At 68.7% G+C, this 20339-nt stretch carries 20 protein-coding genes; 10 read left to right on the forward strand and 10 right to left on the reverse strand.

Going from position 1 to position 20339, the window contains the following annotated elements; all coding sequences use genetic code 11:
- Nucleotides 1–7: 7 nt before the first annotated feature.
- The 3 genes from V5D55_RS03555 to V5D55_RS03565 form a co-directional block, all read right to left on the reverse strand.
- Entirely contained in the window at nt 8–1534 is a 1527-nt protein-coding gene (locus tag V5D55_RS03555; RefSeq protein WP_435747731.1) for an MmgE/PrpD family protein, read from the reverse strand.
- Entirely contained in the window at nt 1531–2190 is a 660-nt protein-coding gene (locus V5D55_RS03560; RefSeq protein ID WP_435747733.1) for a GntR family transcriptional regulator, read from the reverse strand. The genes V5D55_RS03555 and V5D55_RS03560 overlap by 4 nt, the downstream gene beginning before the upstream one ends.
- A 241-nt stretch (nt 2191–2431) precedes the next feature.
- The gene (locus V5D55_RS03565; RefSeq protein WP_435747735.1) at nt 2432–3436 is read right to left on the reverse strand and encodes an EamA family transporter; all 1005 of its coding nucleotides are present in this window, start codon (nt 3434–3436) and stop codon (nt 2432–2434) included.
- A gap of 39 nt (nt 3437–3475) precedes the next feature.
- Here V5D55_RS03565 and V5D55_RS03570 point away from each other — a divergent pair, with 39 nt between their 5' ends.
- Both V5D55_RS03570 and V5D55_RS03575 read left to right on the forward strand, forming a co-directional pair.
- A complete protein-coding gene (locus V5D55_RS03570; RefSeq protein ID WP_435747737.1) occupies nt 3476–4012 on the forward strand; it encodes a CGNR zinc finger domain-containing protein in 537 nt (178 codons plus the stop codon).
- A gap of 95 nt (nt 4013–4107) precedes the next feature.
- Complete coding sequence (locus V5D55_RS03575) at nt 4108–4248, forward strand: hypothetical protein (RefSeq protein ID WP_435747739.1); 141 nt, start codon at nt 4108–4110, stop codon at nt 4246–4248.
- On the opposite strand, the gene V5D55_RS03580 is transcribed toward V5D55_RS03575, so the two are convergent.
- The 5 genes from V5D55_RS03580 to V5D55_RS03600 all read right to left on the reverse strand — a co-directional run bounded on the left by V5D55_RS03580 (nt 4245) and on the right by V5D55_RS03600 (nt 9990).
- The gene (locus V5D55_RS03580) at nt 4245–5105 is read right to left on the reverse strand and encodes a CPBP family glutamic-type intramembrane protease (RefSeq protein ID WP_435747741.1); all 861 of its coding nucleotides are present in this window, start codon (nt 5103–5105) and stop codon (nt 4245–4247) included. The genes V5D55_RS03575 and V5D55_RS03580 overlap by 4 nt on opposite strands.
- Nucleotides 5106–5256: 151 nt before the next feature.
- The gene (locus tag V5D55_RS03585; RefSeq protein WP_435747743.1) at nt 5257–6261 is read right to left on the reverse strand and encodes an ABC transporter substrate-binding protein; all 1005 of its coding nucleotides are present in this window, start codon (nt 6259–6261) and stop codon (nt 5257–5259) included.
- 114 nt (nt 6262–6375) lie between these two features.
- Nucleotides 6376–7410, reverse strand: a complete 1035-nt coding sequence (locus tag V5D55_RS03590) for an ABC transporter permease (protein ID WP_435747745.1) — start codon at nt 7408–7410, stop codon at nt 6376–6378.
- Nucleotides 7410–8912, reverse strand: coding sequence for a sugar ABC transporter ATP-binding protein (locus V5D55_RS03595; protein ID WP_435747747.1), 1503 nt, complete (start codon nt 8910–8912; stop codon nt 7410–7412). Before V5D55_RS03595 ends, V5D55_RS03590 begins: the two co-directional genes overlap by 1 nt.
- Nucleotides 8913–9120: 208 nt before the next feature.
- Nucleotides 9121–9990 (reverse strand): sugar phosphate isomerase/epimerase family protein, encoded by an 870-nt coding sequence (locus V5D55_RS03600; protein ID WP_435747749.1) that lies wholly within the window; start codon nt 9988–9990, stop codon nt 9121–9123.
- Between the two features lie 193 nt (nt 9991–10183).
- Between V5D55_RS03600 and V5D55_RS03605 the strand changes: the two genes are divergently transcribed.
- The 6 genes from V5D55_RS03605 (at nt 10184) to V5D55_RS03630 (ending at nt 16220) form a co-directional block, all read left to right on the forward strand.
- Nucleotides 10184–11185 (forward strand): LacI family DNA-binding transcriptional regulator, encoded by a 1002-nt coding sequence (locus V5D55_RS03605; RefSeq protein WP_435747751.1) that lies wholly within the window; start codon nt 10184–10186, stop codon nt 11183–11185.
- 295 nt (nt 11186–11480) lie between these two features.
- Entirely contained in the window at nt 11481–12749 is a 1269-nt protein-coding gene (locus V5D55_RS03610) for an MFS transporter (protein ID WP_435749254.1), read from the forward strand.
- Nucleotides 12746–13618: a phosphogluconate dehydrogenase C-terminal domain-containing protein gene (locus tag V5D55_RS03615; protein WP_435747753.1), complete on the forward strand. Its 873-nt coding sequence runs from the start codon at nt 12746–12748 to the stop codon at nt 13616–13618. Before V5D55_RS03610 ends, V5D55_RS03615 begins: the two co-directional genes overlap by 4 nt.
- 1 nt (nt 13619) lies before the next feature.
- Nucleotides 13620–14438, forward strand: a complete 819-nt coding sequence (locus V5D55_RS03620; protein WP_435747755.1) for a sugar phosphate isomerase/epimerase family protein — start codon at nt 13620–13622, stop codon at nt 14436–14438.
- A 19-nt stretch (nt 14439–14457) separates the two neighbouring features.
- Nucleotides 14458–15189, forward strand: a complete 732-nt coding sequence (locus tag V5D55_RS03625; protein ID WP_435747757.1) for a FadR/GntR family transcriptional regulator — start codon at nt 14458–14460, stop codon at nt 15187–15189.
- Nucleotides 15186–16220, forward strand: a complete 1035-nt coding sequence (locus V5D55_RS03630; protein ID WP_435747759.1) for a zinc-binding dehydrogenase — start codon at nt 15186–15188, stop codon at nt 16218–16220. The genes V5D55_RS03625 and V5D55_RS03630 overlap by 4 nt, the downstream gene beginning before the upstream one ends.
- 37 nt (nt 16221–16257) lie before the next feature.
- Here the strand turns inward: V5D55_RS03630 and V5D55_RS03635 are convergent, their stop codons facing one another.
- A complete protein-coding gene (locus V5D55_RS03635) occupies nt 16258–17235 on the reverse strand; it encodes an aldo/keto reductase (RefSeq protein WP_435747761.1) in 978 nt (325 codons plus the stop codon).
- Nucleotides 17222–18517: an L-fuconate dehydratase gene (locus V5D55_RS03640; protein ID WP_435747763.1), complete on the reverse strand. Its 1296-nt coding sequence runs from the start codon at nt 18515–18517 to the stop codon at nt 17222–17224. The genes V5D55_RS03635 and V5D55_RS03640 overlap by 14 nt, the downstream gene beginning before the upstream one ends.
- A 124-nt stretch (nt 18518–18641) precedes the next feature.
- Between V5D55_RS03640 and V5D55_RS03645 the strand changes: the two genes are divergently transcribed.
- Nucleotides 18642–19502 carry a fumarylacetoacetate hydrolase family protein gene (locus tag V5D55_RS03645; RefSeq protein WP_435747765.1) on the forward strand — a complete coding sequence of 287 codons (861 nt, stop codon included), beginning with the start codon at nt 18642–18644 and terminating at the stop codon, nt 19500–19502.
- Nucleotides 19484–20251, forward strand: coding sequence for an SDR family NAD(P)-dependent oxidoreductase (locus tag V5D55_RS03650; RefSeq protein WP_435747767.1), 768 nt, complete (start codon nt 19484–19486; stop codon nt 20249–20251). The genes V5D55_RS03645 and V5D55_RS03650 overlap by 19 nt, the downstream gene beginning before the upstream one ends.
- The last annotated feature ends 88 nt before the right edge of the window (nt 20252–20339 follow it).

Genomic DNA, 20339 nt, shown 5'->3' on the forward strand with positions numbered 1-20339 from the left:
CCCCGCATCAGAACAGCCCCTTCGGCGCGTCAGCGCCCTCGAGCAGCCCAGGCTTCGCGACGATCGAGAGCTCGGCGACCTCGGCGGCCGTCAGCTCGGGAAGGCGCTGCACGAGCTCCAGGAACCGCTCGATCTCGGCCGGCTCGAGCACGGGCTCCGCGAGCAGACGGAACTTCGCGATGTAGTTGTCCCGCGCGAACGGACGGGCGCCGAGCGGATGCGCGTCGGCGACCGCGATCTCGTCGACCACGGTCGTGCCGTCGGTGAGCTGGAACTCGACGCGACCGCCGAACGCCTTCACGTCGGGGTCCTCGGAGTGGTAGCGGCGCGTCCACTCGGCATCCTCGGCCGTGGTGATCTTGTGCCACAGCTCGACCGTGTCCGCACGCCCCGCGCGCGACGGAGCGTAGGAGTCGACGTGGTGCCAGCCGCCGTCCTGCAGTGCCACGGCGAAGATGTACGGGATCGAGTGGTCGAGCGTCTCGCGCGACGCTGTCGGGTCGTACTTCTGCGGGTCGTTCGCGCCCGAGCCGATCACGTAGTGCGTGTGGTGGCTGGTGTGCAGCACGATCGCTGCGATGTTCGCCGGGTCGCGGAGCGCCGGGTTCTCGGTGCCGAGCTTGCGGGCCAGGTCGATCCAGGCCTGCGCCTGGTACTCGGCCGAGTGCTCCTTCGTGTACGAGTCGAGGATCGCGCGCTTCGGCTCACCGGCGGCGGGCAGCGGCACCTCGTACGCGGCATCCTTCCCGTCGAGCATCCAGGCGATCACGCCGTCTTCGCCCTCGTAGATCGGGGCGGGGCTGGTCTGGCCGCGCATCGCACGGTCGACCGCCTCGACGGCCATCTTCCCTGCGAAGGCCGGGGCGTGCGCCTTCCACGTCGAGATCTCGCCCTTGCGGCTCTGGCGCGTGGCGGTCGTGGTGTGCAGCCCCTGGCCCACGGCCTGGTAGATCGTCTCGACGTCGAGGCCGAGGAGGGTGCCGATGCCGGCCGCGGCCGAGGGGCCGAGGTGCGCGACGTGGTCGATCTTGTGCTTGTGCAGGCAGATCGCGCGTACGAGGTCCATCTGGATCTCGTAGCCGGTCGCGATGCCGCGAACGAGCGCCCGACCGTCGGCACCGACGTGCTGGGCGACCGCGAGGATCGGCGGGATGTTGTCGCCGGGGTGCGAGTACTCGGCTGCGAGGAAGGTGTCGTGGTAGTCGAGCTCACGCACGGCGACGCCGTTCGCCCACGCCGCCCACTCCGGGCTGGTCCGGCGGTCGAGGGCGGCACCGAAGAGGTTCGCGCCGGCGCCGCCGGTCGAGACGGGGTGGCTGAACGCCTGGGCGCGCGCCGCGTTGATCGGCGCGCGGGTGAGGGAAGCCGCGGCGACCGAGGCGTTGTCGATGATGCGGTTGATGATCATGTCGACGACGTCCTGCTCGACCTCGACCTGGTCGGCCGCGACCTCCGCGATCTTCCAGGCGAGCTGATCCTCACGGGCGAGGTTCTCATCGCTGCGGTGGACACGGACGTGGTGGGTGACGGTCATTTCTGTCCTTCATTCAGGGTCTCGAGGATGCCGGTGAGCGCGTTGTGCAGATGCACGTGCGTGGCGTGGGCGGCGAGGTCTCCGTCGCGAGCGGCGAGGGCCTCGGCGATCGTGCGGTGCTCGGATGCGGATGCCGCGAGCCGCGCGGGTTTGTCGCGGGCCATCCGCCGCACCCGCACGAGGTGGGTGCGCACGGTGCGGAGGGCCGAGGCGATGTAGTCATTGGCGACCGCCGCGTCGAGGGCGAGGTCGAGGCGGGCGATCAGGGCGTAGTACGCGTCCCGTCCCGCGTCCGCGGTGAGATCGACGTGCGCGAATTCTTCGGCGAGGGCGGCGAAGACCTCGGCGTCACCGCGGCTGGCTGCGAGGCGGGCGGAGGTCTCCTCCAGCGCGCGACGGATCTCGAACAGCGAGCGGATGTCGTCGACATCGAGGCCGGCGACGACGGTGACCCGCGGCGACTGCTGCACGACGAGCCCGTCGGCGATGAGGCGGCGCAGCGCTTCGCGCATCGGAGTGCGGCTCACGCCGAGTCGCGCGGCCTGTTCGACCTCGCCGAGCACGACGCCCGCGGCGAGGGACCCGGACTGGATGCCGTCGAGCAGCGCCGCGTACGCGCGATCGCTCGCGGACGTGCGCTCGACGGAGAGGGTCATGACGTCAGTGTATACATAAAGCGATACTGACGCGCGCTTGCGCCAGCTTCAGCATCCGCTCGTATACATTCCCGAGGCTCTACGGCTCGCTGAGCCTGTCGAAGCACCACCCCGTCCTGCCGCCTGCAACCGTCGCTTCGGAGGCGTTCTGGACTCGGGAGGATCGATTCGGCGAATCCCCCCTCCCGAATGCAGATCCCCTCCCGACCGCAGGGCGAATCTCGGATGCCGGCGCCCGACGCTATCGTCGCGAGGCGGATGCATCCGGCACGGGCTCGACGAACTCGCCCACGACCCCGGCCGCAGCGGGCACCGGCTCGCCGAGCTTCACGACGATCACCCCGGCGAGCACGAGCGCACCGCCGAGCGCCTGCAGCAGATCCGGTAGCTGGCCGAGGAGCAGCCAGCCGAACAGCAGCGCGGCCACGACCTCGGCGAGCGCGACGAAGGAGGCGAGCCTCGATCCCAGCATCCGTGTCGAGGCGATCCCGAGCAGGTAGGCGACGGCCGTCGCCAGCACTCCCATCGCCAGCACCGGCACGAACCACGGCACGCTGCCGAACCGGTAGGCGATGTCGTCCGTGGTCCAGGCGATGGGCAGCACCCCGATCGCACCGGCGACGGTGAGCCCGATCGCGCCGAGGAACAGTCCGCTTCCGGCGAGCGCGAGCGGCGGAAGCCCGGTGTCGGCCTTCGCCGACAGCACGAAGTACGTCGCCGCACCGACCATGGCGCCCAGCGCCCAGAGAACGCCGGCGACGTTCACCTCGGCCCCGGTGACGACGTCGAGCATCAGCACGAGACCCGCGAACGCGATGATCGCACCGAGGATGCTGCGCCGACTGGGGCGCTCCCCGCGGCGGATCCAGAGCCAGAGGACGACCGCGACCGGTGCGGTGTATTCGATGAGCAGGGCGATGCCGACGTCCATCACGGCGACGGCCTGGAAGTAGAAGAGCTGCGTGGCGGTGACCGCGAGAAGTCCGTAGGCGGCGATCATGCCGACGTTGCGACGCAGGAGGCCCCACCGGCCGCGCAGGGAGAGGAGGGTCGGGATGAGCAGCACGAGGGCCGCGACCCAGATGCGCGCGGTGACTGCGGCGCCGGGCGTCCATCCCGCGTCGATCAGCCCGCGCGCCCACCCGCCGGACATGCCGAAGGCGAACGCGGCACCGATCGCAAGAGGGAGGCCGAGGCGAACGCCGGACACCGCCGTCGAGACCGCGTCATTTGCCACTTTGCTCATGACATGTGACGCTACGCGTCGGCGCTGTAAGATGTCAACATGATCTTCACCGATGACACGGAAGAGGCGCTGCGATCGGCCGTCTGGCTCGTGAACTCGGCGGAAGACCCGGAGACGCTGGCCGACCTGGTCGACTACGAGGCGTTCCTGACCGAGTTCCCCTACACCGGTCGACTCGATCGCGACGCCGCCGAGCTCGCCTCCCTCCACGCCCTGCGCCCCCGCCTGCGGTCGATGCTGCTCGCTCCCCGCGACGCGATGGTCGACCTCGTGAACACCGCTCTCGCCGAGTCCCTCCTCACCCCGAAGCTGGTGCGTCACGGCGACGCCGACTGGCACCTGCACGCGGTCGACGACGAACGTCCGCTGGCCGAACGGGTGCTGATCGAGACGGCGATGGCGATGATCGACGTCATCCGCGCCGACGAGGGCTCCCGCATCACCGTCTGCGACGACGAGACGTGTCTGGCGCTCGCGCTCGACCTCTCCCGCAACCGCTCGAAGCGGTACTGCTCGGCGACCTGCGCCAACCGCAACGCGGTCGCCGCCTACCGCGCCCGTCGCGCCGAGGCCTGACCACCCCATAGTGCAACTTTGGGGTTGCACTATGCCCACCGCCGTGCAAACCTTGTTAATGCAACCGCTGAGTTGCACTAACAAGGAGGCAGACGATGAACTACATCACACTCGACCCGCGCGGCGGGATGCCCCTCCCGGGCGACCTCGTATGGAGCGCTCTGCCCGACGCCCCCGTCGAGCAGTCGCGGGCGCCGGGGAAGCTGGCGCGACTCTTCCGACGCTCCTCCCGCTAACGACGTGCGACCCGGGGATGCTCCGGCGCCGGTGCGAGAAGACCCGAGCGCGCCGGCCCCCACGCGATGAGGGCCGCCGCGGCCAGGACCACCGTGACCGCCAGTTGCGTGAGGAGGGTCGCCGGGCTCTCCGACGGGAGGAACGCCCCGATCGCGTTGCCGGCGAAGTGGACCAGGATGGCCGCCCACACCCGCCCGCCCATCCGCTCGGTGACGAACAGGTAGATGAGCGACAGCGGGATGCAGGACACCAGGAAGATCAGGCCGCCGAGCGCGAACAGCCCGGTCTCGTACTGACCCGTGCCGGGGAGGAAGTACAGCGGGACGTGCCACAGCCCCCACACCGCGCCGAGCACGACGGCCGTGCGCACGGGGGTCCACCGCAACCGCAGGCGCGGCTGCACGAAGCCTCGCCACCCGAACTCCTCCGCGAGCGGACCGGTGATCAGGAAGAGCACGACGAACAGGAGTCCGCCGCCGAAAGCGGACAGCACCTCGGGAGCGTGGGTGAGGCTCGCAGCGATACTGCCCGGGTCGACGATGAGGTTGGCGACGACGGTAGGCAGGATGCCGAGGACGATCGCCGCGGGAGCCCACAGCCAGGGCACGGACACTCGCGTTCGAGCCGCGCGCGGCCGTCGGCGAGACCAGGCGATGTAGACGGCCAGCGCGGCGAGCGAAGGCCCCGACGTTCCCACTCCGAACAGCCAGAGGCCGGGGCCGCTGCGGATGTCCCACCCGGTGAGCAGGAGGATCAGGAACGGCACCCCGCTGATCGCCGCGGTCGCGAACGCGAACAGGGCGATGTCGGCGCGGATGGTGCGGCCCTCGGGGCGGATCTCAGAGGTCGACGTCATGACCGCAACGCTCCCAGCGGCCGATGCGAGCGGGCAATGCTACCGGGGTATCGTCTTCGGACGCCGCCTCATACCCCGGCTGCATGACCGGATCCGAACAACGAAGAAGCCCCCCACCCGAAGGTGAGGGGCTTCCGTCGATCTCCGTCGGTCACTCGTAGAGGACGGCGGCGATCTTCGGGTCTTCGAGGTTGTCCTTGTCGTACCAGTACGAACCGGTGTCGTAGAACTCGTCGACGTCCTTGCCGTTGGCCGCGTCGTAGGCGGCCTGGACGACCTGCTTGCCGATGCCGATCGGGTCCTGCGTGATGGCGCCGGCCATGGTGCCGTCCTTGATCGCGTTGATCTGCGCAGCACCGGAGTCGAAGCCGACGATCGTGATCTTGCCCTTCTCCAGTCCGAGCTCGTTCACCGCGTTCACGACGCCGATGGCGGAGCCCTCGTTGGTGCCGTAGATGCCCTTGAGGTCGGGGTGGGCCGCGATCAGCGTCTTCGCGATGTCAGCCGACTTCAGGTGGTCGCCGTCGCCGTACTGGATGTCGACGATCTCGATGTCGGGGAAGTCGGCCTCGATCTTCTCGACGAAACCGTCACGACGCTCGACACCGGTCGAGTTGATGTTCGAGTGGCCGACGATGGCGACCTCGCCCTTGCCGCCGATCAGCTCGGCCATGTGCTCGGCAGCGAGCGCACCTGCGACCTTGCTGTCGGTCGCGGAGAGGCTCAGGCCGACGTCGCCGTTGCAGGGAGCGTCGAAGTACACCACCGGGATGTCCTTCGACTTCGCCTGCTCGAGCGGGGCGACGCACGCCTCGGGGTCGAGGGCGGCGTACGCGATGGCATCCGGGTTCTTGTCGATGGCGGTGGTCAGCATCTCGAGCTGGCCGGCGATCTCGGTCTCGGCCGCGGGGCCTTCGAACGTGATGGTGACGCCGAGCTCCTCGGCCTTCTCCTCAGCGCCCGTCTTCACGGCCTGCCAGAACTGGTGTTGGAAGCCCTTGGAGACGAGTGCGATGTACATCTCGCCGTCGCCGCTGCCGCCGTCACCGCCCGAGCCGCCCTCTTCGATGACGTCGCCACCGCCGGCACAGCCGGCGATCACCAACGCGGATGCGGCCACGAGTGCCGCGAATGCGGTCTTCTTGCCGAATTTCATGGAAACTCCATTGTTCTCTGTGGTTGCCGGCCGAGGCCGACGGTGTGGACATTCCTGTGTTCAGGTGCGGTATTCAGATGTAGGTGTTCGGATGTGCGAGTTCAGAGGCGCAGGTCACGTGCGCTGGCGGTTGCGCAGCGAGTCGAGGAACACCGCCAGCAGCACGACGACGCCGACGACGATGTTCTGCCACTCGGACTGGATCGACAGGATGCGCAGGCCGTTGACGAGCACGCTCATGATCAGCGCGCCGATGACGGTGCCGAGGATGGATCCGCGCCCTCCGAGCAGCGAGGTTCCGCCGATGATGACCGCGGCGATCGCCTGCAGCTCGTAGCCCGTGCCGATCTGCGGCTGGGCCGAGTCGAGGCGTGCGGCGATCACGATGCCGGCGATGCCGGTGAACGCTCCGGCGAACATGTAGATGAGGATCGTCCAGCGCCGGGTGTTGACGCCCGAGAGCCGCGTCGCCTCCTCGTTGGAGCCGATCGCGAAGGTGTAGCGGCCGAGGAGCGTCTTCGAGAGCACCAGCCAGGCGATGATCGCGACGACAGCGGTGATCAGCACGGCGTTAGGGATGCCGGGGATGATGACGCCGAGGGCGATCCTCTTGAAGTCGGGCGCCGACGACGAGAAGTAGATCGGCGAGACGTTGGAGATGACGAGGGCGAGGCCGCCCGCGATCATCATCATCGCGAGGGTGGCGATGAACGGCGGCAGCCGGAGGAACGTGATGTTGATCCCGTTCACGAGCCCCATCAGCACTCCGGTCAGCACACCCCCGATCACACCGACCCAGACCGGAAGCCCCATGTTCGTCACGAACACACCGGTCATCACGGCGCAGAGCGCCATGCCGGTGCCGATCGACAGGTCGATGCCGCCGGTGATGATGACGAACGTGGTGCCGAGCGCCAGGATGCCGATGACCGCGGTCGACAGCAGCACGGTGGCGATGTTGCTGAACGTGAAGAAGCTCGGGCTGGCGATCGAGAAGACGATGACCAGCACGATCAGGGTGCCGAAGGCCAGCGACTGCTGGAACTGGCGCTTCAGGAACGCGCCGATGTCGCGCTTGTCGGTGTTCTCGGCGAGTGCCGTCTGGATGACCGTCGTCGTCGACGATCCGGGCTGCTGTGGGGTGCTCATCAGTCTTCCTCCCCGTGGGCTGCGAGTTGCATGATCTTCTCCTGGCTGGCTTCCTCGTTGCGGAGAGTTCCGGTGATCCGGCCGTTCGCGAAGACCGCGATGCGGTTCGCGACGCGCAGGATCTCCGGCAGCTCCGATGAGATGACGATGATGGACTTGCCCTGGTCAGCGAGCTGCTGCATCAGGCGGTAGATCTCTTCCTTCGCGCCGACATCGATCCCTCTGGTCGGCTCGTCGAAGATCAGGATGTCGCAGTCGCGCATCAGCCAGCGGGCGATGACGACCTTCTGCTGGTTGCCTCCAGAGAGGAGCTTGACCACCTGATTGACGGACGGCGTCTTCACGCGCAGCTGCTGCACGTACTCCTTGGTGCGGTTCTTCGCCTTGCTGTCGCCCATCCAGCCGATGCCGTTGGCGTACGAGCCGAGCGAGGCGAGCACCGTGTTGAAGGTCACGTCCTGCTCGAGCATGAGACCGAGGAGCTTGCGGTCCTCGGAGAGGTAGCCGAGACCGTGCTTCACAGCATCCGCCGGCTGGGCGATCCGCACCGGCCTTCCGCCGATCGCGATGGATCCGCCGTCGCGATGGTCGGCGCCGATGACCGCGCGTGCGGTCTCGGTGCGACCGGCGCCCATGAGGCCCGCGAAGCCGAGGATCTCCCCGCGGTGCAGCTGGAAGGAGACGTCCTTCAGCAGGTTCTTCGTCGAGAGGCCCTGCACGTCGAGGACGACCGGGTCGTTGATGTGGTCGCGGGCCTGCGGGCGGGTTCCCTCGTCGATCACACGTCCGACCATCATCTCGATGATCTTCGGGATGGTCACGTCGGCGCGATCGAGTGATCCGATGTATGTGCCGTCGCGAAGCACGGTGACGCGGTCGGCGAGACGACGCAGCTCATCCATACGGTGCGAGATGTAGACGATGCCGGTACCGCGGGCCTTGAGCTGCTCGATCAGCACGAACAGCGTCTCGACCTCGGTGTCGGTGAGCGCAGACGTCGGCTCATCCATGATGAGCACCTTGGCGTTGAACGAGAGCGCCTTGGCGATCTCGACCATCTGCTGCTCGGCCACCGTGAGCTCGCCGACGAGCTGTCGCGGGTTCAGACGGATGTCGAGGCGCTGCAGCAGCTCCGCGGTCTGCACGTTGAGCTTCCGCTCCGACAGGAAGGGACCGGAAGTCGGCTCACGGCCCACGAAGATGTTCTGCGCGACGGTCAGGTCGGGCATCAGGTTGAGCTCCTGATGGATGATGGTGACGCCGAGCTCCTGGGCCTGCAGGGGGCTGGTGAGCTCCACCTCCCGGCCTTCGAAGGTGATCGTCCCCTCGTCCTTGGTGTAGATCCCGGAGAGGATCTTCATGAGCGTCGACTTGCCGGCGCCGTTCTCTCCCACGAGCACCAGCACTTCGCCGGCCCGCACCTCCAGGTGCACGTCTTTCAGCGCCTGCACACCGGGGAATCCCTTGCTGATCCCCTCCACCGTGAGAATGGGTTCACTCATGTGCTCACCTGCTTCCTTGAAGGTCGTCCTGCGAGTGCGATGCCACCAGCCGCGGTAAACATCGGATCAATTCTGCGGCCTGCGTCTCGTCCGCGCAAGTTGTATCTGAATGTATCTAACCAACGTGATGTCAGGAAGACCTGTAATAACATCTTGACCTTCCGGGTCGGGACGGCGTCCGATCGGTGCCGTCGGTCAGCACAACCGATCAGTGCAGCCGGATCGATTCCACGGCCACGAGCTTGTCGCGGATGTAGGCGTTCGCGTGCGCTCCGAGCTCGTCGTTGTCGGTCCACAGGTTCCGCCAGATTCCGAGCATGCGGCTCAGGTCGGGCGCGACGACGGCAGAGGAGAACGACTCGAAGACGATCGGACCGTCGTAGCCGATGCGTCCGAGCGCCTTGAAGAACGTGTCGAAGTCGACCGTCCCGGTGCCGAGGTAGCCGCGGTGACTCTCTCCGATATGCACGTAGCGCAGGGCGGGGGCGGCATCGAGGACCGGCGCGAACATATCCGACTCCTCGATGTTCATGTGATACGTGTCGAGGTGGATGCCGAGGTTCGGCCGATCGACCGCCGCGAGGTACGCGAGAGCCTGACGGGCGCTGTTCAGCACGTTGGTCTCGTAGCGGTTGACCACCTCGAGCGAGACCGAGACCCCGCGTGTCGCGGCATGGTCTGCGACCTTCGCGATCGCCCGTCGGCTGCTCGCGAGACCCTCGGGAGTCGCCGGCTCCATGTACTTCTTCATGGCGCTGTAGATCACGCCACAGAAGTGCTCACCGCCCAGATCGGCCAGCACGTCGACCGCCTTGAGGAGCAGGGCCTCGCCTGCCGCCACGATCGCAGGGTCCGCGCTCGTGACGTCGGTCGCGTCGGACAGTCCGAGTGAGGCACTGACCGCGAGATCGTGCTCTTCGAGGGCTTCCCTGGCGGCCGCGACGTCGAACGAGAAGGGGTCCATCAGCGGGAACTCGATGAGGTCGAAGCCCGCCTCCTTCGTCTTCGCCACAGCCAGGCGGATGCCGTCGGCATCGAAGTGACCGGTCCAGACGAGTCCATGGCAGCCGATGTTCATGAAACCCCTCGGAGGCGGGTGTGCGGCACCGTCGCCTCACCGCTTGGCACGTTGCAAGCGGCGTCCGAGCCACGCTACGTCGGGCTCGACATCGGTGTCAAGACCTTTCTTGGCACGTGCCAACTCCTCCGCTAGCCTGGTGTCGCCGCATCCGGCCCCGTCGGGTCGCGTCAACACAGTCAGAGGAGCCTGCATGCCAGCGAGCGTCAAGGATGTCGCCGCTCTCGCCGGAGTCTCCTCGTCCACGGTCTCGAACTACCTCAACCATCCGCACCTGCTCGGAGCGCCGACCAGGGAACGCGTCGGCGCCGCGATCGCACAGCTCGGCTTCGTGCCGAACGAATCCGCCCGGCAGCTGCGCGCGGGTTCCAGCAAGGCGCTCGCACTCATCCTGCTCGACGCGTGGCTGCCGTACTTCCACGAGCTCTCCCGCGGCGTGGAGGACGTGACCCGCGAGGGTGGCTGGTCGCTGTTCTTCAGCAACAGCAACCGCGACGGCGCACAGGAGCGGCGCAACATCGACATGTTCGAGGCGCACCGCGTGCAGGGCATCGTGATCTATCCATCCGGCGACGTCGTGTCGCGCCTCGAGCGTCTCGCCGAGCGCGGCATCCGCTCCGTGGTCGTCGGGCCGATCCGCGAATCCGCGACGGTCGCCTCCGTGCTCTTCGACGACCACGGTGGCGGCAGGCTCGCCGGAGAGCACCTGCTGGCTCTCGGGCGGAGGCGCATCCTCTTCCTCGGCAGCGCGTCCGTCAGCCAGTCGAACGATCGACTGGCCGGCCTGCAGGATGCCGTCGCCGACAGCTCCGCCTCGCTGACAGTGGAGGATGTGCCGCACCTCACGACCGAAGACGGGCTGCACGCGGGGGCGCGTCTCGTCGCGCTTCCGGCCGCCGAGCGACCGGACGCGATCTTCGCCGCGAACGACATGGTCGCGCTCGGCGTGCTCACACAACTGCTGCGGCACGGCGTGCGGGTGCCCGAGGAGATCGCCCTGATCGGGTTCGACGATGTCGACCAGGCCCATCAGAGCGTCGTACCGCTGACCAGCGTGCGGCAGCCGGGGTATCAGATCGGCCGCGCGGCCGGCGCTGCGCTGCTCCGGCAGCTCGCGGATCCGACCGGGAAGCCGCCTGCGACGACGCCGTTCCCTGCGGAACTCGTCGTGCGCGAGTCGACGATCGGGCGCTGAGCGCGCTCGCTCCGCGCCTGGGCGTACACAACTCAGCCAAAATGCACGGGTCGGCCTCCACTCGCGCCGGTCCGAGCCCGAAACGCGCGGGGTCCGGGCCGTCGACCGAACGTTTTGGCTGAATTGTGCACGCCTCATCGGCGACCGCAGTTGACGGGACCCGATGTCATATGGCATTTTGTATGACAAACACCGACACGAAGGAGTGTGAGACGTGACCACGGAGCTCGCGAACGACGTCGAAAGACGCACCATCCGAAAGGTGACGTGGCGAATCGTCCCCTTCGTCGCGCTGATGTTCTTCATCAACTACCTCGACCGCACGGCGATCTCGTTCGCCGGCTCCAACGGCATGAACGACGACCTCGCGCTCTCGGCCGCGCAGTTCGGCTTCGCATCCGGCGTCTTCTTCATCGGCTACATCCTGCTGGAGGTGCCGTCCAATCTCGCGCTGCACAGGTTCGGCGCCCGGCGCTGGCTCTCCCGCATCATGGTGAGCTGGGGAATCGTCGCCCTGCTTTTCACCTGGATCCAGGACTCGACACAGCTCTACGTCCTCAGGTTCATCCTCGGTGTCGCGGAGGCCGGATTCTTCCCCGGGGCCATCCTCTTCCTCAGCCTCTGGGTCCCCGCCCGCTGGCGTCCGCGCATCATCTCGCTGTTCTTCCTCGCCCAGCCCCTCACCACGGTCATCGGCGCCCCGCTGGCCGGAGCGCTCATCAGCCAGCACGGCCTCTTCTTCGGCCTCGAGGGCTGGCGGTTCATGTTCTTCGGCGTCGCGATCCCGGCGATCATCGTCGGCATCATCGCGTGGTTCTACCTCGACGACCGTCCGGCCGATGCGAAATGGCTGACCCGCGAGGAGAGCACCTGGCTCACCGGCGCGCTGCAGAAGGAACGTGCCACGACCGAGGCGGCGCACCCGCACATCGGCGTCGGTGCCGTCTTCCGCAACGGCCGCGTCTGGACCCTGGCCTTCATCATCTTCGGCCTCATCTACGGCATGTACTCGCTCGCGTTCTTCCTGCCGAGCATCATCGAGGGATTCCAGGAGCAGTACGGTACGACCTTCGACGTCTTCCAGAAGGGCCTGATCACCGCGATCCCCTACCTGCCGGCGGCGATCGCCCTGTACTTCTGGTGCAAGGACGCGACGCGACGCGGTGTGCGCGTCTGGCACATCGCGGTCCCGGCAGTGATCGGCGCGATCAGCGTGCCGTTCGCTCTGTTCGCCGGGTCGCCCGCCGCGACGATCTTCGCCATCACCATCACCGCGATGTGCATCTTCTCCGCCATGCCGAACTTCTGGACCCTGCCGACGCAGTTCCTCACCGGGGCCGCGGCGGCTGCCGGGGTCGCGCTCATCAACACCGTGGGCAACGTCGCCGGATTCAGCGCGGGCTACGTCACCGGCTGGCTCCACGACCTCACCGGCGGCTACGTGGTGCCGATGTTCGTCGTCGGCGCGATGCTGCTGATGTCGTCGATCCTCACGGTCGTCATCTTCCGCATCGGCCGGACGCAGAACCCCCTCCCCACCACCGAGAACGCACCGAGCGCATGAGCGCCGAGATCAAGGAGAAGACGATGACGACGAATGTGGCGATCCTGGGCGCCGGCGGCAACATGGGCCGCCGCATCACCCGCGGGCTGACCGGCAACCCCGACTACTCGCTGCGTCTGATCGAGCGGGGCGATCGCGGTCGTGCCCTCATCGCCGAAGCAGGCAACACCCACATCGAGCAGACCGAGGGACTCGCCGGAGCCGACGTCGTCATCTTCGCCGTGCCCGACAAGATCTCCCGCCACGTGGCCGCCGAGATCATCCCGCTGCTCGACGCCGGCACCAGCATCCTCTTCCTCGACCCGGCGGTCATCGCCGCCGGCCGCGTCGAGGAACGCTCCGACATCAACTGCTTCGTCGTGCACCCGACCCACCCGCCGCTGTACGGACTTCTCGGCGAAGCGGATGCCGACGCGCGGCGCGACTACTGGGGCGGCGGGCTCGCGCACCAGGCGCTGGTCTTCGCGAAGGCCTGGGGCGATGACGCCGCGAGCGACGGCGTCGAGGCCCTCGCAATGGCGATGTTCGCGCCGATCACCCGCTCGCACCGCATCACCGTGCACCAGATGGCGATGCTCGAGCCCGCGCTGACCGAGACGCTCGCCAACGGCTGCGTCGCGATCATCAAGGAGGGCGGCGAGCGCGTCGTCGCATCGGGTGTGCCGGAGGAGGCCGTCCGTGACTTCCTGATGGGGCACCTGCAGATCGGCATCGCCATCATCTTCGAGCAGCTCGACTGGAAGCTGTCGGAGGGGGCGGCCCTCGCCCTCGAGAAGTCCAAGAGCGAACTGTTCCGCGAGGACTGGCACGCGATCTTCGACGAGGACCGGCTGCAGGCGAGCCTCCGCGCGATCACCGGAGGCGACTGACATGCGCATCGGCATCGCGACGTTCGCCCGCACCTGGGAGATCGGCGTACCCGGATTCCCGCAACCCGAGCGACGACTCGGACCGTGGGACATGGTGATGCAGGCGAGCGATGCCGGGCTCTCGCTGGTGCAGTTCAGCGACAACCTGCCGCTCGAGAACATCGACGACGTGAAGGGCTTCGCCCGGTTCGCCGACGAGCACGGCATCTCGCTGGAGGCCGGAACGAGAGGATGCCGCGTCGACAACCTCCGCCGCTATCTCGCGCTGGCCGAGCAGGTGCGTTCGCCGTTCGTGCGCGTCGTGCTCGACTCGGCCGGCGATGAGCCCGACCTCGACGAGGTCGTCCGGCGCTTCGGCGAGGTCCGTGACGAGTACGTGCGCGCGGGGGTGACGCTCGCGGTCGAGAACCACGACCGCTTCCGGGTCGAAGAGCTCGTCGGCCTGATCGAGCGGTGCGGCGACTGGGTGGGGATCTGCCTCGACACCGTGAACTCCTTCGGGGCTCTGGAAGGCCCGGACATCGTCGTCGATGCCCTCGCGCCCCACACGGTCAACGTGCACCTGAAGGACTTCGAGGTCGTGCGTGCCGCGCACGGCATGGGGTTCTTCGTGGAGGGCCGCGCGCTCGGCGACGGGCGACTCGACACCCCCGGTGTGCTCGACGCGGTCGCCCGATTCGGAAGGGCCGAGACCGCCGTCATCGAGCTGTGGACGCCGTACGACGGCGACATCGAGTCGACCGTGCGGACCGAACGGGAGTGGGCGGAGCGCAGCATCCGCTATGCCCGCACGCTCGTCCCCTCTGCTGTCGCGGGATAAAGTCGGGGAGGTGCCAGACATGCCGGAATCCCCGACCTTCGATTCGATCGGCCGCAACCCGCGGCTGTACGAGACGGTGAGCGAGCAGCTGGCGCAGGCGATCCGCGATGCGGGTCTTCGTCCTGGCACCCGCATCCCCACCGAACGCGAACTCTGCGAGCAGTTCGGGGTCTCCCGCACGGTGATCCGCGAGGCCATCCGCCACCTCGTCGCCAAGCGGGTGCTCGACGGTTCCACCGGCGGCGCCCCCCGCGTGGCCGACCCGACGCACGAGGGCATCACCGAGTCGTTGGAGATCTACATCTCCCAGCACGGCGCGATCCCGCCCACCAAGATCGCGGAGGTGCGTGAGACGCTCGAGCTCACCACGGTGCGCCTGGCCGCCGAGCGGGCGAGTGCCGCGCAGCTCGCGGCGATCCGCACCGCATTCGAACTCCTCGCGCACGATCGCGAACATCCGGAGGCCGCGTCCCGCGACGACGTCGCCTTCCACCGCGCCATCGCCGAGGCGACCGACAACGAGCTGTTCCTCGTGCTCGTGGACTCGCTCGGCGACGTGCTGCTCCAGATCCGCCGGGCGACGCTCGGCGATCCGCACCGCGTCGACGAGACCGTGCGGGAGCACGAGCGCATCCTGCTCGCCCTCGAGGCTCGCGATCCGGATGCCGCAGTCGCCGCCATGCACGCACACCTGCACGACTCCGCCCGCGCGTACGAGAAGACCGTCGACACCGGCAGCCCGGCGCGATGACCGCGTCGCCCCCTCGGATGCCCGCCGTGCGGACGCACGGAGCGGGTGACGCCCGACTCGAGGATGCCGCCGCGCCGCACCCGCGCCCCGGCGAGGTGTTGATCGAGGTCGCCTTCGTCGGTCTCTGCGGCAGCGACTACGCGCTGTTCGACGGGACCCATCCGCATGGTGGCTACCCGCGCGTGCAGGGCCATGAGTTCTCCGGAACAGTGGTCACCTCAGCGCCCGGGGCGCCGCCCGTCGGCAGCGCGGTGGTGGTCGATCCGGTGCAGAGCTGCGGCATCTGCGAGGCCTGCGTGCACGGGGCGCCGAACGCCTGCACCTCGATCACCGTGCTCGGCGTGCAGGTCGACGGTGCGCTCACCTCGCGGGTCGCGGTGCCCGCGGCGCAGGTGCACGCGGTCGGCGAGCTCCCGCTCGACGTGGCCGCCCTCGTCGAGCCGCTCGCGGTGGGTGTGCACACCGTGCGTCGCGCGCGGGTCTCCGCCGGCGACCGGGTGGTCGTCGTGGGGGCGGGGCCGATCGGTCTCGCGGTGACGCTCGCCTGCGTCGATGCCGGCGCCGAGGTGCTCACCATCGACCGCCGTCGACGGCGGCTGGAGCTGGCTCTTCGCGCCGGGGCGCAGCACGTGATCGATTCGAAGATCGACGACGTGGGGGCGGCAGTGCGCGCCTGGTCCGGGCCGCACTCCCCGCGCGCCGTGATCGATGCGACAGGCTCACCGACCGCGATCCGCCTGGCGTTCGACCTCGTCGCGCACGCCGGGACCGTCGGCATCGTGGGCGTGTCTCCCCGAGAGGTTCGGTTGCCGATCGTCGAGTTCACCCGCAAGGAGCTCACCGTCGTCGGGTCGCGCAACAGCGCCGGCGACGACTTCCCCGCGGCCATCCGCCTCCTCCGCCGGCACCAGCAGGAGGTGTCGGGGTGGATCACCGCCCGCATCCCGCTCGCCGGCGTTCCCGGCGCGCTCGCGCGGCCGAAGCATGAGCGTCGCGCCGAGGTGAAGACCCTCGTCGACGTCCGCGCCTGAGGGGATCCCGTCCGGATCGAGGCGGCGGCAAACCCGGTCAGGCGGGGATCAGTCCTTCGGCGGCGAGGTTCTCCCAGAGCTCTTCCGGAATGCTCAGAGCGGCGTACTCCGCGTTCTGCTGGAGCTGCGCCGGGCGGCTGCCGCCGACGACGACCGAGCGCACGCCCGATGCCTGCAGCGGGAACTGGATCGCGGCCGCGGGAAGCGGCACCCCGTGGTCGGCGCAGACCGCAGCGATCCGCAACAGCCGCTCCCAGAGCTCGTCGGGCAACTGGCCGTACTCGTAGCGTCCGTCGCGACGCGGTTCGCTCGACGCCAGCAGACCGGAGTTGAAGACGGATGCCGCGACGATCCCGGTGCCGCGCTCCTGGCAGGCGGGCAGCACGTCGACAGCCGCGGGCTGCTCGAGCAGCGTGTAGCGGCCGGCCACCATGACCAGGTCGAGGTCCGCGCCGCGCACGGCTGCGGCGAGAGCATCCGACACCATCGAGCCGATGCCGATCGCCGTCACCTCGCCGGCCCCACGAAGGTCTTCCATGGCCGGCAGCGCTTCGGCCAGCGCGAGGTCGAGGTCGTGCCGCTCCGGATCGTGCAGGTACAGCAGGTCGATGCGCTCGATCCCGAGTCGCTCGCGGGATTCCTCCAGGCTCGCGCGGATGCCGTCGGCCGAGAAGTCCCACACCCGCTGCAGGTCGTCCGGCACGTGGAAGTCGTTCGCGGTGTCGAGGCCGCCGTCGAAGGCCGGGTTCGGGCGCAGCAGCCGCCCGGACTTCGTGGACAGCACGTACTCATCCCGGGGCTTCGTCTGCAGGAACGCGCCGAGCCGCCGCTCGGACAGGCCGAGACCGTAGTGCGGCGCGGTGTCGAAGAAGCGGATGCCGCTCTCCCACGCCGCGTCCAGCACGGCCCAGGCCTCGTCGTCGGTCAGCGGGCGGAACAGGTTGCCGACGTTCGCGGCGCCGTAGCCGAGGGTCGGCACGTCGAGGCGGGGAGCGACCCGGTCAGGCGCCGACATGCGCACCCGTCCAGGTGTAGGTCGCGATGCTGTCGGCCTTCATCTCCATGCCGCTGCCCGGTGCTGTCGGGGCCATGTACGAGCCGCCCTGGATGTCGGTGGGCACGACGAAGTGCTCGTGCAGGTGGTCGACGAACTCGATCATGCGGCCCTCGCGAGTGCCGGTGACGGCCACGAAGTCGAACATCGACAGGTGCTGCACGGCCTCGCACAGCCCGACGCCGCCCGCGTGCGGGCACACCGGCACGCCGAACTTCGCCGCGAGCAGCAGGTTCGCGATGTTCTCGTTCACGCCGGCGACGCGCACGGCGTCGATCTGCATGACCGAGATCGCCTCGGCCTGCAGCAGCTGCTTGAAGATCACCCGGTTCTGCGCGTGCTCACCGGTGGCGACGCGGATGGGCGCGACGCCCCGGGCGATCTCGGCGTGGCCGAGGACGTCGTCGGGGCTGGTCGGCTCCTCGATCCAGGCCGGGTGGAACTCGGCGAGCGCGTTCACCCACTCGATGGCCTCGGACACCTCCCAGCGCTGGTTCGCATCGATCGCGATCGGGAAGTCGGGCCCGCACACCTCGCGCGCCTTGCGGAACCGGCGGATGTCGTCGTCGAGGTCGGCGCCGACCTTGAGCTTGATCTGCGTGAAGCCGTCGGCCATGGCCTCACGGGCGAGGCGCTCGAGCTTCTCGTCGGAGTAGCCGAGCCAGCCGGGGCTCGTCGTGTAGCCCGGGTAGCCGGTGGCGAGCAGCTGCTGCTCGCGCTCGGCGCGGCCCGGCTCGGCGGCGCGCAGGATCTCGAGCGCGTCCTCACGGGTCAGCACGTTGGTGAGGTAGCGGAAGTCGACCAGCTCGACGAGCTCCTCCGGCGTCATCCGCGCCAGCAGCTGCCAGAGCGGGAGCCCGGCGCGCTTGGCCTTGATGTCCCACAGCGCGTTGATGACGGCGCCGATGGCCATGTGCATGACGCCCTTCTCGGGGCCGAGCCAGCGCAGCTGCGAGTCGCCGATGATCTCGCGGAACGTGCCGCCCATGTCATCGAGCAGGGGTTCGAGCTCGCGTCCGACGAGGTGCCCGGCGAGCGCGTCGATGCCCGCGACCTGCACGTCGTTGCCGCGGCCGATGGTGAAGACGAAGGCGTGGCCCTCGATGCCGTCGTCGGCATCGGTGCGCACGATGACGTACGCCGCCGAGTAGTCGGGGTCGGGATTCATCGCGTCCGAACCGTCGAGACTGAGCGACGTGGGGAAGCGGATGTCGGTGGTGTCGAGGGCGACGATACGGGTCACGGGGTTCCTCTCGGTGCGCGATCGTGTTTCATCGCGCGGATCTCTTGGAGTGTAAACATCGGATGTCTATACTGTCAACGAGACAGGCCGCCAGCGGGCGGCATCCCCACGAATCAGGAGAATCATGAAGTTCGCGCGGCTCGGCACCCCTGGGACTGAGATCCCCGTCCTCGTGGAGGGCGACCGTTATCTGGATCTCCGCTCTCTGACATCCGATGTGAACGGCGACTTCCTCGCCGGCGACTTCGTCGCTCGCGTCACCGCCGCCCGCGATGCCGGCGAGCTGCCGGAGCTGGCGGATGCCGCCGAGCTCCGCATCGGCGCCCCGATCGCCCGGCCGAGCGCCGTGATCTGCATCGGCATGAACTACGCCGCCCACGCGGCCGAGTCCGGCTCCGAGCCCCCGGAGATCCCGATCCTCTTCCTGAAGACCCCGAACACCGTCGTCGGCCCGAACGACACCGTCACCATCCCGCGCGGCAGCGAGAAGACCGACTGGGAGGTCGAGCTCGGCATCGTGATCGGCGCCCGCACCTCGTACCTCGACTCCCCCGACGAGTCGATGGCGCATGTGGCCGGCTTCGTCGCCGCCAACGACGTCTCCGAGCGGTCGTTCCAGATCGAGGTGTCGGGCGGGCAGTGGTCGAAGGGCAAGATCGCCGCGGGCTTCAACCCGACCGGTCCCTGGCTGGTCACCCCCGACGAGGTCGACCACCACGCGCTGGGCCTGCGGAGCTTCGTGAACGGCGAGCCGCGGCAGGACTCGAACACCAGCGACATGATCTTCACGGTCGAGCACATCGTGCACCACCTGTCGCAGTACGTGGTGCTCGAGCCGGGCGACCTCATCCTGACCGGCACCCCGCAGGGCGTCGCCCTGTCGGGCAACTACCCCTACCTCGCCGCCGGAGACGTGGTCGAGATCGAGATCGACGGCCTGGGCCGTCAGCGACAGGAGTTCGTGGCATGGAAGGCACAGAAGTGACCCGCGCACTGGAAGGACTGGTCGCGATCGTCACCGGCGGAGCATCCGGCATCGGCGCGGCCATCGCGGCCCGCCTGCACGCCGACGGCGCGCAGATCGCCGTACTCGACCGCGACACGGCAGGAGCGGATGCTGCGTTCGCAGCCTTCACGGCCGACGTGTCGGACCGCGCCAGCGTCGACGCCGCCGTCGCCGCCGTCGCCGAGCGGTTCGGACGCATCGACATCGTCGTGAACAACGCCGGAGTCGGCGCGCAGGGCGACATCGCCGCGAACGACGACGACGAGTGGGCGCGCGTGCTCTCCATCAACGTCACCGGCATCGCCCGGGTGACGGCGGCAGCACTGCCCTGGCTGCGCGAGTCTCCCGCGGCGGCGGTCTGCAACACGGCATCCATCGCGTCCACGACCGGCCTGCCGGCGCGGGCCCTCTACAGCGCGTCGAAGGGAGCCGTCTCGGCCCTCACCCGCGCGATGGCAGCCGACCATCTGCGCGAGGGCATCCGCGTGAATGCCGTCAACCCCGGCACCGCCGACACCCCGTGGGTCGGGCGGCTGCTCGATTCGGCATCCGATCCTGCGGCGGAGCGCGCCGCGCTCGAAGCCAGGCAGCCGCACGGACGCCTCGTGAGCCCCGATGAGGTGGCTGCGGCCGTCGCGTATCTGGTCGGCCCCTCGGCCGGATCGACGACCGGCACCTTCATCGAGGTCGACGGCGGTATGGCGCAGTTGCGCCTCCGCCCGGAGTAGATCCCCCCTCCATCTGCTCCCGTCGCAGAAAGGCACCGATTCCGGTTCTCGGATCGGTGCCTTTTTGCGACCGGTAGCCGGGTTTCCG

Source organism: Microbacterium sp. PMB16 (genome assembly GCF_051294855.1).
Taxonomy (GTDB): domain Bacteria; phylum Actinomycetota; class Actinomycetes; order Actinomycetales; family Microbacteriaceae; genus Microbacterium.

Bases quoted from the DNA above. Each gene is read 5' to 3' on its own strand.
- V5D55_RS03555 (WP_435747731.1), bottom strand. From the start codon at position 1,534: ATGACCGTCACCCACCACGTCCGTGTCCACCGCAGCGATGAGAACCTC.
- V5D55_RS03560 (WP_435747733.1), bottom strand. From the start codon at position 2,190: ATGACCCTCTCCGTCGAGCGCACGTCCGCGAGCGATCGCGCGTACGCG.
- V5D55_RS03565 (WP_435747735.1), bottom strand. From the start codon at position 3,436: ATGAGCAAAGTGGCAAATGACGCGGTCTCGACGGCGGTGTCCGGCGTT.
- V5D55_RS03570 (WP_435747737.1), top strand. From the start codon at position 3,476: ATGATCTTCACCGATGACACGGAAGAGGCGCTGCGATCGGCCGTCTGG.
- V5D55_RS03575 (WP_435747739.1), top strand. From the start codon at position 4,108: ATGAACTACATCACACTCGACCCGCGCGGCGGGATGCCCCTCCCGGGC.
- V5D55_RS03580 (WP_435747741.1), bottom strand. From the start codon at position 5,105: ATGACGTCGACCTCTGAGATCCGCCCCGAGGGCCGCACCATCCGCGCC.
- V5D55_RS03585 (WP_435747743.1), bottom strand. From the start codon at position 6,261: ATGAAATTCGGCAAGAAGACCGCATTCGCGGCACTCGTGGCCGCATCC.
- V5D55_RS03590 (WP_435747745.1), bottom strand. From the start codon at position 7,410: ATGAGCACCCCACAGCAGCCCGGATCGTCGACGACGACGGTCATCCAG.
- V5D55_RS03595 (WP_435747747.1), bottom strand. From the start codon at position 8,912: ATGAGTGAACCCATTCTCACGGTGGAGGGGATCAGCAAGGGATTCCCC.
- V5D55_RS03600 (WP_435747749.1), bottom strand. From the start codon at position 9,990: ATGAACATCGGCTGCCATGGACTCGTCTGGACCGGTCACTTCGATGCC.
- V5D55_RS03605 (WP_435747751.1), top strand. From the start codon at position 10,184: ATGCCAGCGAGCGTCAAGGATGTCGCCGCTCTCGCCGGAGTCTCCTCG.
- V5D55_RS03610 (WP_435749254.1), top strand. From the start codon at position 11,481: ATGTTCTTCATCAACTACCTCGACCGCACGGCGATCTCGTTCGCCGGC.
- V5D55_RS03615 (WP_435747753.1), top strand. From the start codon at position 12,746: ATGAGCGCCGAGATCAAGGAGAAGACGATGACGACGAATGTGGCGATC.
- V5D55_RS03620 (WP_435747755.1), top strand. From the start codon at position 13,620: ATGCGCATCGGCATCGCGACGTTCGCCCGCACCTGGGAGATCGGCGTA.
- V5D55_RS03625 (WP_435747757.1), top strand. From the start codon at position 14,458: ATGCCGGAATCCCCGACCTTCGATTCGATCGGCCGCAACCCGCGGCTG.
- V5D55_RS03630 (WP_435747759.1), top strand. From the start codon at position 15,186: ATGACCGCGTCGCCCCCTCGGATGCCCGCCGTGCGGACGCACGGAGCG.
- V5D55_RS03635 (WP_435747761.1), bottom strand. From the start codon at position 17,235: ATGTCGGCGCCTGACCGGGTCGCTCCCCGCCTCGACGTGCCGACCCTC.
- V5D55_RS03645 (WP_435747765.1), top strand. From the start codon at position 18,642: ATGAAGTTCGCGCGGCTCGGCACCCCTGGGACTGAGATCCCCGTCCTC.
- V5D55_RS03650 (WP_435747767.1), top strand. From the start codon at position 19,484: ATGGAAGGCACAGAAGTGACCCGCGCACTGGAAGGACTGGTCGCGATC.